Below are 15,618 nucleotides of genomic sequence, written 5' to 3'. Positions count from 1 at the left end.
GTTTTGACTGGTAGTCAGTTCGGCAACTGCACGGCTGCAACCAGGGGCACGTCCCAACAATGGCCACATGATTTCCAGAACCGCCATTCGCCGGATCCAGCAGCTTCCAGACAACACCATGGTGTTCATGGGGGTCATCAACGACAACCCCACCTTGCCCGACAACGAAGGCACGGGCCTGCAGACCCGCGTCAAGCTGGCGATGCAGGGCGCGGGCGTGCCCCCCACCGTCATGACTCAGGTGCTTGAAGACCTGGGGCAGGCGCGCACCAGTTCAGGAAAAAGTGCGCTGTATGTGGTGGGGGCCGACTTTTTCGAGCGGCACGACATTCAAGCGGACCTGCCTGAACGCTTTCACTATGGCCGCCCACTCAAGTCGCTGCTGGCGGGCCTGCTGGACCTGATGCCCTCGGCGGCGGTGCTGGCCGTGGACCGGGAATGGGCGCGGCTGTTTCTGCTGCGCCAGGGCGAATTGCTGGAACTGCGCCGAGAAGAGAATGTGCGCCTGGACGACGGCGACCGCTGGGACACCATGGTGTCCGGCACGCGCCATGTGCCGGGGGCGCCGGGCAGCGGCGGGGCGGGGCGCGGGCAACCCGGCAGCGGTCCGCGCAGCGACAGCGGCACCGACCTGTTCGAGAACCGCGAGGCCGCCATTCAGCAGCGCTTTTACAACCGCATCGCCGCCGAACTGACCGAGTTGCTGACCCGCGCCGAGATTGGCGCCCTGGTGCTGGTGGGCCCGGTGCAGCGGGTGGCGGAATTCAAGGCCGAATTGCCCGAAAAAGCGCCGTTTGAGGTCATTGGCGAAACCAATGTGACGGGCGGCGCCGGCTGGGTGAACCCGGCCGAGATTCTGGAGAAAATTCAGCCGTTCCTGACCGAGCACCGGCACCGCGCCGAACAGGCCCTGCTGAACGAGGTCCAGGAACGCGGCGTGATGGAGATGGAACGGGTGCTGGAACTGCTGCAGGAGGCCCGGGTGTACCAGTTGGTCATCCCCGAAGACGGCTCGCAGCTGCACCTGTACCGCAGCCACAACCGCGAGGTGCCCTACTTCACCAGCCGCAAGGACGTGCCCCACAGCCCGCTGGACGACAGCCTGATGGAACGGGTGACCCTGGAAGAACTGCTGCCCGACCTGACAGACCTGTACGGCATTGAGGTGCGCCGGGTGCACGGCGAGCACGCTCAGCGACTGGTGCGGGAATTTGGCGGGCTGGCCGGATTGGTGCGGTACTGATAAGGATTCCGGTTCATGGGTTGTGGAACAAGGGATTCACCCGACCGGAGGGCCGCGCAGAGCGGCGCAGCAGAGCAGGAAAAGCGGTGACCCAGAGGCGTGGACGCACCGGAGCGAAGCGCAGGGGCTGAAACAGATCATCCGGAAGCCGTATGAAGCGGCCACAGGCGGCGCCTCACCCCAGATGCGGGTGGGGCGTGCCTGCTCCACGGGACTTGGCCCAAACGGCGTATGACAGCGGTCATCTGTTGCGCCCAGAGGAGCAAGGAACCGTCCTCAACGCCACGCCAACCGCTGTCTGTGGCGGTCACTCGCTTTGCTCGCACCCACATCACCTGCAGGTAAATCCTTGCGGTCATCTGGTGACCGCTCTGAGGACGTGTTTCCTTCCCGGCTGCGCCCAGGGACAGAGCAGCCGCCCTGTGCCGGCACACCCCACCCCCCCGCCGGGGGACTTTTCGTACGGGCCACCAGGATTTTTTACGTTGCTTTTACGTTGGACGCCCCCAGAGATGCGTGAGGGCGGCGACAGGCACCTTTTCTCATCTGAACGTTAAAATTCTGCCGTTTATTTTAACGTTCATGGGGGTAGTTTTTTGCGTCCAAGCCCATCCAGACGGCAAAAACTTTGGTTGACAGTGGATTTGGGTTTCCTTAAAGTGACCTTGTTGCGCAGGGATCACCGCTCATCAGGAGCGTGGCAGGGGAGTGTCACTGCGGGGGTCCTTGCAAACGGGAGGATGTTATGAAAAAAGCACTGATGACCGCCGTGGCCATGACCCTGGGCGTTGCAAGCGCCGCCAGCAGCAGCAGCACCAACCTGAACTTCCGCACCACTGTGGTGTCCGGCTGCGCCGTGGCCATGAACCCCAGCTACACCAACAGCGTCGTGCCCACCTACAACGGCACCATGGGCACCCCCCAGGCCTCGAACATCTCGACCGGGACCGCGCCCATCATGCGCTGCCAGACCGGTACGGGCGTGACCATCCGCGCCGCAGCCATGAAGGACGCCACTGCCAGCAACACCAGCGGCAGCTTCACCGGCCAGATTGACTCGCCCGCGTCCTCCAACGTGGTGCTGACGGGCATCATGAGCCTGCGCCTGCAGCCCCAGGCTGGCGCCAACAACTACAACGACGACAATAAGACGCTGGACGGCGCCTACAGCATCATCTTCAACAAGCAGAACGTGGCCGGTGGCAACGGCGACACCTACTTCCTGACCGCCAGCTTCACCCCCACGGCCGGACAGTTTGAGTCCATGGTGGGCGACTACGTCGGCACCGTGAACGTCACCGTCGAGTACTAAATCACTCCCCAGCGGGCGTGCCGGTCAGCCTCTCTGGCGACCAGCCGCCCGCTTCGCCCTTCTGATACTCCCGAGGTACGCCGCTGATGAACCGCCTGCTGACCACCCTGCTGTGTTGCCTCAGCGCCGCTGCCCTGGGCAGCGCCCGCGCCGCGTGTGTGGTGCAGCAGGCGCAGGTGCAGCTGCCCGCCTACTCGGCGCAGCAAGCCAGCCTGGGGCAACTGAACATCACCGTGCTGTGCCAGGACCCGGGCGACGAGGCCGTGTTGGAACTCGAAGGCCCGGCCCTGCGCGTGTCTGGCGACGACCTATTGCTCTCGCTGCGTGGCCGGGGCGAAGCCCTGGCGCTAACGGTGCCCAGCGCCGCACCGCTGCGCACGGGCCTGCGTATCATGGGCACACAGACGCTGTCGTTTCCGCTGCGCCTCGCGGCCGACCAGTGGGTGCCCGTGGGCGACTACGACCTGCACCTGACCCTGCTTCTTCGCCCTGTGCGGCCCTGAGCGGCCCCACCCCTTTTTAAGGAGACACCTGCTGTGCCCACCTCCCTTCCCCACCGGCCGCGTGCCGCCCACCTGTGGCTGCGCGCGGCGCTGCTCTCGGCCGCTGCTCTGAGTCTGGGAGGTGCAGCGGGGGCGCAGAGTTTTGGGTTCAGCCCCACCACCCTGCAGATGGACGCCACCAAGAATCTGGTGGCCGAAACCACCATGATCAACAGCACGGCGGCCCCAGCGCGCTTTACCGTGGTGCCCCGCGTCTGGAAAGTGGAGGGCGGCCAGTTGGTGCTGCTCGACACCCGCGACCTGATCGTGAATCCGGCGTCGTTCACCGTCAAGCCCGGCGGCTCGCAGGTGATCCGCGTGGGCCTGCGCAAGAAGCCCGGCGACACCGAGCTGTCCTACCGCCTGCTGGTGCAGCAGGAAGCGATTGAGGGTGTGGATCTGCCCAAGGTCAGCGCCGATCTGAGCAAGGACGCCAAGGCAGGGCTGAACCTGACCATGACCTTTTCGCTGCCTATTTACGTCACCCAGCCTGGGGCGACGCCCAAGGTGCAGTTCACGGCGCAGGACAGCGGCCAGAACGTGGTGCTCACGGTGCAAAACGCCGGGCAGCGCCGCGCCATCTACCGCAATGTCACGCTCTCGCGCGGCGGGGCCTCGCTGGGCATGCAGGCCATTTCGGCGCTGGCCGGCAGCAGCCAGACCCTCACCCTGGTGGGGCTGGGGAACAAGAGCGGGCCCCTGACCATCCGCTACACCGGCGAGGACGGGCAGACCCTGGTGCAGACGGTTGCCCTTCCTTAAGCGGGCCGCGCTGCTGGGGTTGCTGGCCCTGGGGCAGGCGGCAGCCAGTTGCGAAGCCCCCGAAGAGCTGCTGACCGTGCGCGTGGGCGCCTCGGAACGCGGCACGGTGGTGGTGCGCCTGAGCCGCGAAGGCACCCGCGTGACCGACGCCCTGCTGCCCCCCGAGGTGCTGCGCCCGGCCGAGGCCCCCTACATCGCCGCCGAAGTGCTGTGCGACGGCGTGCGCTACCTGCGCCTGAACCCAGACCTGACCCTGAGTTACCGCGAGGACACCCAGGAACTGCTGATTCGCCCCGCGCCCGCCCGCCTGGGCACGCGGGATATTGACGTGAGTACGGCGCTGCGCCGCGAGCCTCCGCCCGTGGTGCCGGCTTTTGGGGTGGATTTTGGCGCCCGCACCACCCTCACCTACGACCTGCGCGGCGAGCGGCCCCCGGAGACACCCGCCACCAGCTTCACGACCACGCAGGCCTATGTGGGCGCGGGCGGCGCAGTCAAGGGCCTGACCGGCTACGTGGGCGCGCTGTACACCCGCACCCTCGACGGCGCGCGCACGCAGCTGCGGGCCACGGCCCAGTTCTCGGTGACGCCGGAGCTCTCGCTGTACGCCGCCTACAACGCCACCCCCGGCACCGGGCAGGTGGGCTTTTCTGCCCCGGAGTATGCCGGCGTCACGGCCACGTACGCGCGCAATGTGCAGCGCGTCTACCCGCGCCTGACCCTGCAACTGGACAGCCCGGCCGAGATCGCCGTGTTTGTGAACACCACCCTGCTGGGCAGCCTGTCGGTGGCGGGGGGCGAGATCTCGCTGCTGAATATTCCCCTCAGCGGCCAGGGCCGCCAGACCATTCGCCTGCTGATTGAGAGCGACAGCGGCATTCGGGAGCAGGTGCTGGAGGTGCCCGCCACCGCCGGACTGCCGGGCGGCGGCCTGCTGGCCCGCGCCCAGGTGGGCCGCACCGGGGGCCAGTGGGGCGGCGAACTGGCGGTGCAGGGCGCCCCCACCCCCAACCTGCTGCTGCAGGGGCAGGTGCAGGGCTCGACCAGTGGCGCGCTGGGCGCCTCGGTGCAGGCGCGGGCCAGTGCGCCGAACATGCCTGAAGGGCAGGCCCTGAGCGGCAACCTGGGCGTGGCCGTGGCCCGCCCAGCGCCAAAAGCCAACCCCGCCCCCGAAGACCCGGTGCCGCCCCCGGTACAGGTCACGGTGAGCGCCGGGGCTGACTACGTGCGCGGACCGCTGGCCCTGAATGCCAGCGCCGCCCTGCCCCTGCAAAACCGCGCCGCCGGCAACGTGGCGGTCCGGGCCAACTACGACGCCAAACCCTGGGTCTTCAACGGCCGCCTGAGCAGCAGTTTTGCGCCCGGCACCTGGGAGGCCGAGGTGGGCGTAACCCGCGCCGTCATGGACCGGGGCTCGGTGACCCTGAATGCTGCCGCCCTGCCCGGCGGCTACCGGGTGCAGCTGCGCGGCAGCTACGTGTTCTCGCCGGCCCTGCAGGCGGGCGGCTCGGTGAACCTGAGCCCGGGGCGCATCGCCCCCAGCGCCACGGTGGCCTACCAGCTTTCGCCCGCCCAGAACATCAGCCTGACCGCCGAACCCGGCGATCTGATCCTGGGGTACAGCCTAAACCAGGGTGTGAAACTGGACCTGCTGGCCAGCACGCGCGCGGCCTCGGGGCAACTCAGCGGCGCCCTGAGCCTGCTGGGCGGCGAGGTGCGCCTGAACCCGGTGCTGGCCCTGCGCGGGGTGTACCTGCGCACCGGCGTGCCGCGCCTGTCCCTGATCGTGGACGGCACCGGGGTGGTGACCACCGATGCCAACGGCGACCTGCTGATCACCGAGGTGCGGCCCGGGCAGGTGCTGGGCATCCGGGTGAACAGCCCCGAGGTGCCGCTGGGCGTAGCGGTGGCCGAGGGCGGCCTGAACGTGGTGCCCGCCCCCACCGGCCTGACCCTGGTGGACTGGCGGGGCAACTTCACCGTGTCCACTTTTGTGCGCTTTGCCTGGGCGCCCGGCGAGTTCGCTGCCGACGCCGACCTGTACCTGGACGGCGAGCGGATTCCGCTGGACGACGAAGGCTACGGCCTCGTGCGCCGCAGCACCACTGCGCGCACGGGCGAACTGCGCAGCCAGGACGGCACGCGCCGCTGCGCGCTGCGCCTGGAGCCCGGCGCTGAGGCCGCCACCTGCGCGGCCCTGCCGGCCCCCTGAACCCACCCAGCCAAAGCAGCAGCGGCTTCCCTCTTTCGGGAAGCCGCGTTTGCTTGTGGTTCAAAGGCGCCGGGGTGACCGGCCAATCGCCTCTGCTCGCGCGTCCGTGTTTTTGTCAATCCTAGAGGTGGACGCCTCCCTCAAGTGCACTTGTGCCCTCTTCCGCGTGGAAGGTCGTGGCTTGCACTGCACGGCCCCGTCGGACCAGAAGCATAAGGATAGCGGGTCCTGGGCGAACTGTCAAGAGGGCGAGCTGGCCCCGGGAGTCTGCCAGGGTCAGGAGGTGGCCTGAGAGCTGCGGCGTTCCAGGGCGTACACAGCCAGCCCCGCCAGAATGCCCCAGAAAGCCGCGCCAATGCCCAGGGGCGCCACGCCGCTGAGGGTCACCGCCAGCACCACCGGGGCCGCCAGACTGCCGGCCGCCGCCCCCTGAAACGCCGCGTGCAGGCTGTTGCCGGTGGCCGACAGCAGCGCCAGTCCCGCCAGGGCGGCCAGGGCCTGGGGCGGCAGCAGGCCCATCAGGTGCAGGAAGGTCCCTGCGAACAGACCCACCAGAATGTTCAGGGCGCCCGCCCAGACGGCAGCCACGTAGCGTTTGTCGGCCGCCGGGTGGGCGTCGGGGCCACTCACGATGTTCGCCAGCAGCGCCCCCAGCGTCAGGTTGTGGCAGCCAAAGACGGCCGCGCCCAGGCTCGCCAGCCCACAGGCCCGCAGGATGGGCCCGGGGGCGGGTTCATAGCCGTTGGTTTTCAGCACCCCGAAGCCCGGCACGAACTGCCCGGTAAAGGCCAGCACGGTCAGCGGCAACGCCAGATTCAGGGTGGCGTGCAGGCTGAACTGGGGCCACACGAATTCGGGGCGGGTGAGGGCCAGGGTCAGCGGCGCCGGGTGCCCCAGGCCCAGCACCGCAGTGGCCACCACGCCGCTGAGCAGCACGCCCGCCACCGCCCAGCGCGGCGCGACTGGCCGCAGCAGAAAAAAGGCCGCGATCATCACGCCCACCAGGGCCGGCGCCTCGCCGAACGCCTGCAGGGCGCGGAAAGCGAAGGGCAGCAGAATGGCGGCGTTCAGCGCGGCGGCCAGCGGCGCCGGCATGGCCTGCAGGGCGCGCACCAGCGGCGGAAAGGCCCCCAACAGAAACACCAGCAGGCCCGAGAGCAGAAAAGCCCCCACCGCCTCGGGGAAAGGGATGCCGGGCAGGGCGGTGACCAGAAAGGCGATCCCGGGGGTGCTCCAGGTGCTCAGGATGGGCATGCGGGTGCGCAGGCTGAGCACGATGCCCGTGACGCCGGCAAACACCGCGTGCGCCCACAGCCACGACATGGCGACGCTGCTGGGCAGGTCGGCGGCCTGGGCCACGGCGGAGATCAGGACGTTGGGCCCGGCCCAGCCGATCAGCACCGCCACCGCACCCGCCAGCACGGCGCTGGGGTGGCTGTCCTGCCAGAAGGTGAGGGGCCGCCAGCGGGCGCGCGCAGTGGTCATGCGGCCCAGTGTGCGCCCGGCATTGGCCTGTATGGGAGGGGCAATGGCCTGGAAATTGGCCTGCTTGTCTGCACGGCACTGGCCTGTACCCTGGGGGCATGCCCGCCCCATCCTGGCCTGATGCCCCGCGCTGGACCGCCCTGCTGCGCGGCTGGCGTGAGCACCCGGGGCCACTGCATGGGCGCCTGCAGGCCCAGGTGCGCGCCGCCATTGAGCGCGGCGAACTGGCCCCCGCCGAACGCCTGCCCGCCGAGCGGCCACTGGCGGCCCTGCTGGGGGTTAGCCGCGCCACCGTGGTCACGGCCTACGAGGAACTGACGGCAGGCGGCTGGCTCACCCGGCGGGTGGGCAGCGGCACCCGGGTGTCGGCCGGTGCCCCGCGCACGGCGCCGCTGCTGACCTTGCGCACGCCCGTGGCCGAGGGCGCGGCCCCGGATCTGGACTTCACGATTGCGGTGCCACTGCTCACGGATGCCCAGCGCGAGCAGCTGCGCCGCGCCAGCCAGCACGCCTTTGGCGAGAGCGTGTATCACCCCCACGGCCTGCCGGACCTGCGCGCCCTGCTGGCCGAGCTGTATACCAAGGGCGGCCTGCCCACCCGGCCCGAGCAGGTGGTGGTGACCAGCGGCGCCCAGCAGGCCATTGCCCTGAGTGCCGCTACCCTGCTGCGCCGGGGCGACGTGGCCCTGCTGGAAACCCCCACCTACTTCGGCGCCATTGACGTGATGCGCGCCGCCGGGGCCGAGCTGGTGGGGGTGCCGGTCGAAGGCCACGGCCTGCAGGCCGACACTTTCATGCGGCTGGCCGCCGCGCACGCCCCGCGCCTCGCGTTCCTGACCCCCACGTTTCAGAACCCCACCGGGCAGGTGCTGCCCGCACGCGCCCGCGAACGGCTGGCCGCCTTTCTGCACGACCGCGCGCTGCCCACCCTGGAAGACGACACGCTGCTGGACCTGGGTTTTACCGACGAGCCGCCGCCGCCCCGCATCAGCGCCTTTGCGCCGCAGGCCCCGATCATCAACGTGGGCTCGCTCTCCAAGCTGTACTGGGCGGGGCTGCGGGTGGGGTGGATGCGCCTGCCGCCCCCGCTGGCCGCGCCGCTGGCCCAGGCCAAGACCCTGGCCGATTTTGGCGGCAGCCTGATGGCGCAGCACGCCGCCCTGCAGCTGCTGGCCGACCTGCCGGGGCTGCGCCGCGCCCGCCGCGAGGCCGTGACCCCGGCCCGCGACCTGCTGGCCGGGCTGCTGCGCGCCGAGCTGCCGGAGTGGCACTTTGAGGTGCCGCGCGGCGGCCAGTTTCTGTGGGTGCAGCTGCCCACCCCCGACGCCAGCCGCTTTACCCACCACGCCGCGGGCCACGGCCTGCGGCTGTTCCCGGGCGCCAGCATGGGGGTCTCGCCCCTGCCCGACCGTTACCTGCGCCTGCCCTTTACCCTGGACCCCGCCCGCCTGCCCGAAGCCGCCGCGCGCCTGAAGGCCGCCTGGGTCTCGTTTCAGAGCCGGGGCGGCCAGGGCGGGCTGGCTTAGGGGCAGGGTGCGGCAGCTGTGGCCCTGCGGCTACAGCCCGAGGCCTTGACAGAGAGGGTCAGGGCGCCAGCCGCCTCGGCCGTCGCCGCTGCCTCGCCCCCACTCCACCTTTACAGCCGGGCGCGCCAGCCGCGCTTTTCCAAGGCGCGCAGGTCCGGGACGGGGGCAATCTGCAGCAGATACCGGGCGAGGTCCAGCCGTTCGGTGTCGTCGGGGGCGCCGGTCCAGGGGGTCACGCGCACGAGGTGGCCATACCCGCAGGCATAGTTCGCGGCCAGGTCGTCCACCGCCAGAATCCGCTCGCGGGGATACCGGGCGCGCAGCCACCGGGCCCGGAACTTGCGGGCCGGCTTGCGGAAGTGCAGTGCGCCGGCCTCGTCCCGGCGCCAGGTGCAGCGCCCCCGGTCCCAGAGAAAGACGGCCTGGGCCGCCAGATCCACCCCCGTTTCGTGCTTGATCGCCTGTAACCCTGCCTGCAGCCAGTCGTTGCCGGCGGCGGTCCACACCGCCAGATCGTAGGCCTGGGCCACGGCCTGGAGAAAAAAGCCCAGGTGGGGCCGCAGCGCAAAGGTGACCTGGGTGGCCTCGCCCAGCTCGCCGTGCCAGGGGGTCTCATCCAGGTCCAGCACCAGTAGCGGGCGGGGCAGGAGCACGCCCCAGCATGGCAAAGCCCCCGCCCATGTGGGAAGGGGCGGGGACGAGGGGGGCCGGTTATTTCTTGCTGCCCTGGGCCTTCTTGTACTGCCCCGGGGGCATCCCGCCGGGCTTCTTCTGCAGGCCCGGGGCCTTGGCCCAGGCGGCCTGGCGGCCCATCACGCTCGTCAGGGGGCGGGCTGTGCCGTCCTGGCCGCGCACCACAATGCTCTGGGGCTGCACATTCTGGCCCACGGTGAGCGGCTGGGCCAGCGGGTAAATCTCGCGGATGGGACCGCTGGGGGTGGGGGTGGTCACCTGCACCTGGGTCAGGCGGGTGCCATCCGGCGACGCGGGGTTCACCACAAGGCTGCCGCTGGGGCTCAGGGTGGCGGCCGGCTGGCTGCCCGGGGTCAGGAACGACACCTGCACCCCCTGCGACAGCAGCTGCGCCACATTGGCCGCCGTCTGCAGAATCTGGGGGTAGGGCACGCTGGCGCTGATATTCACGCTCAGGGTCTGGGCGCCGGCTGGGGTCAGCAGCAGCGCGGCCACGATCAGGGCTTTTCGCATAGACATTCCCTCCCGGTGGCCGCAGGGCCACCCAAGGCCTCCACCTTGCCGCGCAAAACTGACCGTGACCTGACACCCATTGGCCTTCGCCCTTGAGCTGATTTTCAGGGAAAGAGTGGGGCAAAGGGGCCGGAGCCCTGCCGTTGTGGGTGCAGGCGTAGCCCAGCGGCTGCCGAGCCGGGGCCACGCTGCGGGTGCGCCCCAACAGCGGCCCCTCCCTTCCGCTGGGGCCGCTGCCTTTTCCGAATCTTCGCGGCTTTCAGTCTGAGCCGTTCAGAGTGTCCTCTGCCGTGCCCCTGGGAGCAACGGTCAGGCGCCGTACTTGTTCAGTTTCAGGGCATTGGCCATCAGCAGCGGCATGACATCTGTGCCCCGGCGCAGGCCCAGGCTGCCCTTCTGGGCTTCTTCCTCGGTGTAGCGGGCGGCGGTGTCCTTGCGGCCGTACTCGCTGTGAATCAGCAGGGGCACCGGGTGCCACGAGTGGGTGGCGAGTTTGCTGGGGGTGCTGTGGTCGCCCACAATCGCCAGCACGTCGGGCTTGAGGGCCAGCAGCTGCGGCAGCAGGGCGTCGAACAGCTCGATCTTTTTCACCTTGGCGGCAAAATCGCCGTCCTCACCGGCAGAATCGGTTTTCTTGACGTGGAAGTAGAAGAAGTCGTAGTCGGCCCAGTGCTGGCCCAGCGCCTGCACCTTGCCGTCCAGGGCGTCTTCGGTGCCCTGCACTTCCAGCACGTCCATGCCCACGAGGCTCGCCAGCCCCTTGTACATGGGGTAGCTGGCAATGCACGCGGCGCGCAGCCCGTACGCATCGTCAAAGGACGGGAAGTGCGGCACGTCGCTGTAGCCCCGGAACAGCACGCCGTTCACCTGGGGCTCGCCCGCCAGGGCAGCCTCGGCGCGGGCCACAAAGGCGTTGACCAGTGCGGCCGTGCGCCCGCTGGCCTCGTCGTGCGCCTGGGCCACGAGGGGCTGAACGCCGGTGGCCTGCGGGTCCACATCGCTGAGGCCCGCGCCCAGCGGCGTGCCCCCCTGGGCGCGGAACACCACCACGAAGCGGTGCTCGCTTTCGGTGTAGATCTCCACCGGGGTGCCCTCGATCTCGGGGATGGCGGCGCGCAGCCGGGCCACGATCTCGGCATTCTTGGCGTCGCTGGGGCGCCCGGCGCGGCGGTCGTGCACCACGCGGCCCTCGCCCAGGGTGGCAAAGTTGCCGCGCACGGCCACGTCGCCTGCGGCCAGCTTCACGCCGATGCCCACGGCCGAGAGGGCGCCGCGCCCCACCACGTACTTCAGGGGGTCGTAGCCAAAGAGACTCAGGTGCCCGGGGCCGCTGCCCGGCGTGATGCCGGCGCCCACCAGTTCCACCTGCCCCAGCTGGCTCTGCGCGGCCAGCGCGTCCAGGTTGGGGGTCTTGGCGGCGGCCAGTTCGCTGTCGCCGTTCACGGTCAGCGGCAGGCCGCCCACGCCGTCCAGCACGACCATCAGAATCTTGCTGTCGGTCTTCTTGGCGAGGCTGCGGATGGTGTCCAGTTGGTCGCTCATGCGGGCCAGTGTAACGCTGGTCCCAAAGGCGGCAGGTCAGGGCATATGGGCAAGGCCACAGCGGCGCGGGCCGCCTCCCTGGGGAAAGCGGCCCGCGCGTGAGCGTGGTCAGGTGCGCTGGGCTCAGCGCCCGTCTATGCGGCCGTCGGAGGCGTCGGCCACCGTGTCGTCAAATTCGTCCACCACGGCGTTGGCACGGGCGCCAGCCGCCGCGTCGGACATGGCGGGCTTGCGCGTGGCCAGGAAGGAGCCGATCACGGCAATGGCGGCCATCATGCCCCAGAAGATCACCGGGGGCATGTGCCAGTAGGGCACCGCCGGGTAGATCTCGTGGGCGGCTTCCAGTGTTTCCAGCCCCAGCTTCACGGCGATCCAGCCCACCAGCGCGTAGGCCACGTGGTCAAAGGCCGGGTATTTGTTCAGCAGCTTCAGGAAGACCGTGGCGGCAATTCGCATCAGGATCAGGCCGATAATCCCGCCGAACACCACGATGGTCAGGCCCTGCTCGCGGGGCATGCCGCGCGGAATGAGCGCCACGCCCGCCAGAATGGAATCCACGCTGAAGGCGAGGTCGGTGAGGTTCAGCAGCACCACCGTGGCCCAGAAGCCCCGGCCCTTGGCTTTGCCGTCCGCCTCGTCCTCACTGCTGCGCTGCTTGACGAAGTGGGAAATGGCCAGGTAAGCGAGGTACGCCGCCCCAAAGGCGCGCAGCCACCAGTATTCCAGGATGTAGCTGGCCAGCAGCACGCCCAGAATGCGCAGCACCACGGCCCCGCCAATCCCGTAAGCCAGGGCCTTGCGCTGCAGGTCGCCCTTCAGGTGGCGGACCATCACGGCCAGCACCAGCGCGTTGTCGGCCGAGAGCAGGCCTTCCAGCAGAATCAGGGTGCCCAGAATCGCCCAGAATTCGGCGTTGATGGGCGGCATCTCCAGGCCAAACATCAGCGGCCCCCGGTGGCGGCGTGGGCCGCCTGCTTCACGAGTTTGTTCATGTGTTGAAAACCTCTGGCCCCACAGCCCCCTCGGAGGGCGGCTCAAGAGGCGCGGCGCTGCCCAGTCTAGCGAACCCCAGCGCGGCGCCCTTCAGGGTTCATGAACGATTTGCACGCAACCGGTCTGGTCCGCCAGGGAGGCATCCGGTGGCTGGAACAGACCTCTATGCCGGGGCAGCACACTCGGAAACCCGGATGCCCCCGGTCTCCCCTCTCAGCCCCCCACGATCTGGCCGTGCTCGTCCAGCGCGGGGTAGGCTTCGCCGCGCTCGCGGTAGGCGGGGGCCAGCTCCGGATAGGCCCACTCAAAGGCCCAGGCCCTCAGCTGCTCGGGGCTCAGCTGGGGCGCGTCGTACAGGCCCGCCGCCAGCCGCTGGCGCTGCGCCTCGAACAGAATGGTCGCCGCTGCCACCGACACATTCAGGCTCTGCACCATTCCAAACATGGGCACGACGATGTTCATGTCGGCGGCCTCGGCGGCTTCATCCGACACGCCCCATTTCTCGGCGCCCAGCAGCAGGCAGGTGGGGCGGGTGTAGTCGGCCTCGCGGTAGTCCACGCTGCGCTGCGAGAGGTGGGTGGCCAGCACCGCAAAGCCCTGGGCCTGCAACGCGCGCACGGCCTGCACGGCGTCGGCGTGGCGCTGCACCGGCACCCATTTGTGGGCGCTGCCGCTGGTGGCCTCGTAAGTGTGGCCCTCAAAGTCGGCCAGCTTGCCGCCCCGGGGGGGCACGGCGTGGGCCTGCAGCACCCCCACCGCGTCGCAGGTGCGCACGATGGCCGAGAGGTTGTGGGGCTTGTTCACCTCGTCCATCAGGACCGTCAGGGTGGGCTGGCGCCTGCTCAGCACGCGCAGAATCTTGGCGTAACGCTCCGGGGTCATAACGCTCCAGGGTACCGCAGCCGGCCCCCTCAGCCCGGGTAGGGCGCGGCGAGCGGGCCCATCAGAGGCGAGCGCACCTGCAGCTTGCGCGCGGTCCAGCCGTCGTCCTGGGTGCCGGCGCGCAGGTGTAGCGTGGCGCCCTCCAGCAAGTGGGCCCACCACAGCGGGGTCAGCAGGGCGCGGGCCTCGTCGCCCAGGGGGCGCAGGTCGTCGTAGCCTGCCACCACCTCGTCGTGCACGCCGCGCCACGCCAGCGCGAACTCGGCCACCGGGTCGTCGGGGCGGGCCAGCTCAAAGTCCAGCAGCCCCGTCAGGCGCCCGCCCTGCGCGCGCAGGTTCCAGGCGGTGAAATCGCCGTGCAGCAGGTGGCTGGGGCGATCCTGAAGGGGCAGGGCCAGCAGCGCCGCGCGGGCCCGGTGCAGGTGCCAGCGGTACAGGCGCACCTCAGCGGGCCGGGCGGCCTCGCAGCGGTCCAGCAGGGTCTCCGTCTCTGGGTCCAGCAGCACGGCGTGGGCAGGGCGCCAGCCGGGGCGCGGCGGCAGCGGGGGCAGGGCCTTAAAGGCCGCATGCACCTCTGCCAGCCAGCGGCCCCGCTGCCGGGCGGCCTCACGCGCGGGCGCCGTGCCGGGCACCCAGGCGTGCAGGCTCCACCACGCGCCCTGGGCCAGCAGCGGCTCTGCCAGCAGCGTGGGTACCGCCCAGCCCAGACCTGAAACCTGCTGCACCAGGGCCGCTTCATAGCGCACCTGGGCCTCGTCGCCGTGCCAGCGGCGCAAGGCGGCACGCTCCCCCTGCACCCTCACCGCCCAGTGCTGGTTCAGGCGGCCCCCCAGGGGGTTCGAAGTTTTCACGTCCCAGTGGGCCAGCATCCCGGGCGGCGGCGCCCCGCTCACCGGGCCTGCACCAGCAGGGCGCCGTCGTCCCGGGTGTCGGCCTGCACCGCGCCAGTTTCGACCAGATATTCCACCAACGCCGCCGTCTGGTCCAGCAGCAAGATCGCCTGCAGCGGGCGCAGGGTGGGGTGCAGGCGGTGGGTGAGGTCAAAGATGGTGGTGGGGCTCTGGGCAGCGGCGCGGGCGGCGGCCAGCTTGGCCTGTAGCCGCGCCCGCAGGCCCTGAATGCGGCCCTGCGGATCGGGCATGGGGCCGTCGTGGCCGCCCAGGGCCAGCGTGAGCCCCGGCAGTGCGGCCACCCGGTCCAGTGAGGCAAGGTAGTGGCGCACCCCCGCGCCCCGCTGGTAGCGCTCGGGCATCAGCGGCGGCGAGTGGTGGGGCAGCAGGTGGTCGGCGCTGAGCAGCACCTCGTCCAGCCGCAGGCACACCTGCGCGCCGTCGTGGCCGGGGGTGTGCAGCACCTCAAAGACGCCGTCCAGCCGGTCGCCGTCCCGCAGCGCCTCCACGGGCCCGGCAGGCGGCTGCATCAGGTTCTGGCCCCGGCGCCGCAGCCGGGCGGCGTAGTCACTGTCCAGCGGAATCCCGGCCCAGCGCAGGTGACTGTCCACAGCGGCGGTCCAGGCGTCGCGCCGCTCTTCCGGATGTTCCAGGATGGGCACGGCCCACTCGTGCGCCGCCACCGGGGCCGGGCTCAGGGCGCGCACGGCGGCCAGTCCGCCGGCATGGTCCGGGTGCGGATGGGTGATCACCACGCGGCGCAGCGTTTCCCAGGCCACCGCCTCACCCGCCGCGCGCACCGCCGCCAGGGCCGCCTGCAGGTCCGCCACGCTGTCTGGCTGGGCGCTGCCGGTGTCCACCAGGGCGGTGTAATCGGGCCGCGCCGGGTCGCCCTGCACGGCCAGGTAGGCATTGGCGCGCAGGCCCGCAAAGGCGCGCAGCGGCAGGGTGTATAGGCGTGCGCCGCTGGCGGTGGTGTGGCAGGCAAGCTCCGGGGTGCTGGGGGCCCTCATGGGCTCCACT

14 protein-coding genes are annotated in these 15,618 nt (G+C 70.3%); 6 read left to right on the top strand and 8 right to left on the bottom strand.

The genetic code is table 11. The annotated features are described in order from the left end of the window. Positions 1 to 67: 67 nt before the first annotated feature. The 5 genes from K7W41_RS21075 to K7W41_RS21055 all read left to right on the top strand — a co-directional run bounded on the left by K7W41_RS21075 (position 68) and on the right by K7W41_RS21055 (position 6,071). On the top strand, positions 68 to 1,243 hold the full coding sequence (locus K7W41_RS21075; protein ID WP_224612310.1) for a VLRF1 family aeRF1-type release factor: 1,176 nt from the start codon (positions 68 to 70) through the stop codon (positions 1,241 to 1,243). 745 nt (positions 1,244 to 1,988) lie between these two features. Continuing rightward, positions 1,989 to 2,555 carry a hypothetical protein gene (locus K7W41_RS21070; protein ID WP_224612308.1) on the top strand — a complete coding sequence of 189 codons (567 nt, stop codon included), beginning with the start codon at positions 1,989 to 1,991 and terminating at the stop codon, positions 2,553 to 2,555. Positions 2,556 to 2,641: 86 nt separating this feature from the next. Further along, the gene (locus tag K7W41_RS21065; RefSeq protein ID WP_224612305.1) at positions 2,642 to 3,058 is read left to right on the top strand and encodes a hypothetical protein; all 417 of its coding nucleotides are present in this window, start codon (positions 2,642 to 2,644) and stop codon (positions 3,056 to 3,058) included. A gap of 33 nt (positions 3,059 to 3,091) precedes the next feature. Next, positions 3,092 to 3,859 (top strand): fimbrial biogenesis chaperone, encoded by a 768-nt coding sequence (locus K7W41_RS21060; RefSeq protein WP_224612304.1) that lies wholly within the window; start codon positions 3,092 to 3,094, stop codon positions 3,857 to 3,859. Then, a complete protein-coding gene (locus K7W41_RS21055) occupies positions 3,846 to 6,071 on the top strand; it encodes a hypothetical protein (protein ID WP_224612303.1) in 2,226 nt (741 codons plus the stop codon). Before K7W41_RS21060 ends, K7W41_RS21055 begins: the two co-directional genes overlap by 14 nt. Before the next feature lie 276 nt (positions 6,072 to 6,347). Here K7W41_RS21055 and K7W41_RS21050 read toward each other — a convergent pair whose 3' ends face one another. After that, complete coding sequence (locus tag K7W41_RS21050) at positions 6,348 to 7,556, bottom strand: benzoate/H(+) symporter BenE family transporter (RefSeq protein WP_224612302.1); 1,209 nt, start codon at positions 7,554 to 7,556, stop codon at positions 6,348 to 6,350. Between the two features lie 98 nt (positions 7,557 to 7,654). Between K7W41_RS21050 and K7W41_RS21045 the strand changes: the two genes are divergently transcribed. Next, positions 7,655 to 9,082, top strand: coding sequence for an aminotransferase-like domain-containing protein (locus K7W41_RS21045; protein WP_224612301.1), 1,428 nt, complete (start codon positions 7,655 to 7,657; stop codon positions 9,080 to 9,082). 110 nt (positions 9,083 to 9,192) lie between these two features. Here the strand turns inward: K7W41_RS21045 and K7W41_RS21040 are convergent, their stop codons facing one another. The 7 genes from K7W41_RS21040 to K7W41_RS21010 all read right to left on the bottom strand — a co-directional run bounded on the left by K7W41_RS21040 (position 9,193) and on the right by K7W41_RS21010 (position 15,608). Continuing rightward, a complete protein-coding gene (locus K7W41_RS21040) occupies positions 9,193 to 9,735 on the bottom strand; it encodes an NIF family HAD-type phosphatase (RefSeq protein ID WP_224612300.1) in 543 nt (180 codons plus the stop codon). A 58-nt stretch (positions 9,736 to 9,793) separates the two neighbouring features. After that, on the bottom strand, positions 9,794 to 10,288 hold the full coding sequence (locus K7W41_RS21035; RefSeq protein ID WP_224612299.1) for a hypothetical protein: 495 nt from the start codon (positions 10,286 to 10,288) through the stop codon (positions 9,794 to 9,796). A 309-nt stretch (positions 10,289 to 10,597) separates the two neighbouring features. Next, positions 10,598 to 11,830, bottom strand: a complete 1,233-nt coding sequence (locus K7W41_RS21030) for a 2,3-bisphosphoglycerate-independent phosphoglycerate mutase (RefSeq protein ID WP_224612298.1) — start codon at positions 11,828 to 11,830, stop codon at positions 10,598 to 10,600. A gap of 123 nt (positions 11,831 to 11,953) precedes the next feature. Further along, positions 11,954 to 12,772: a TerC family protein gene (locus K7W41_RS21025; RefSeq protein WP_224612297.1), complete on the bottom strand. Its 819-nt coding sequence runs from the start codon at positions 12,770 to 12,772 to the stop codon at positions 11,954 to 11,956. Between the two features lie 264 nt (positions 12,773 to 13,036). Continuing rightward, positions 13,037 to 13,705 (bottom strand): tRNA (guanosine(18)-2'-O)-methyltransferase TrmH, encoded by a 669-nt coding sequence (gene trmH / locus K7W41_RS21020; protein ID WP_224612295.1) that lies wholly within the window; start codon positions 13,703 to 13,705, stop codon positions 13,037 to 13,039. 29 nt (positions 13,706 to 13,734) lie between these two features. Then, positions 13,735 to 14,598, bottom strand: coding sequence for a phosphotransferase enzyme family protein (locus K7W41_RS21015; protein WP_224612294.1), 864 nt, complete (start codon positions 14,596 to 14,598; stop codon positions 13,735 to 13,737). Next, positions 14,595 to 15,608, bottom strand: coding sequence for an MBL fold metallo-hydrolase (locus K7W41_RS21010; protein ID WP_224612293.1), 1,014 nt, complete (start codon positions 15,606 to 15,608; stop codon positions 14,595 to 14,597). The genes K7W41_RS21015 and K7W41_RS21010 overlap by 4 nt, the downstream gene beginning before the upstream one ends. Positions 15,609 to 15,618: the final 10 nt, after the last annotated feature.

It is taken from the genome of Deinococcus multiflagellatus (assembly GCF_020166415.1).
Classification (GTDB): Bacteria; Deinococcota; Deinococci; order Deinococcales; family Deinococcaceae; genus Deinococcus; species Deinococcus multiflagellatus.
The sequence above is the reverse complement of the archived record's forward strand: the minus strand, read 5'-3'. Positions and strand labels throughout refer to the sequence as shown.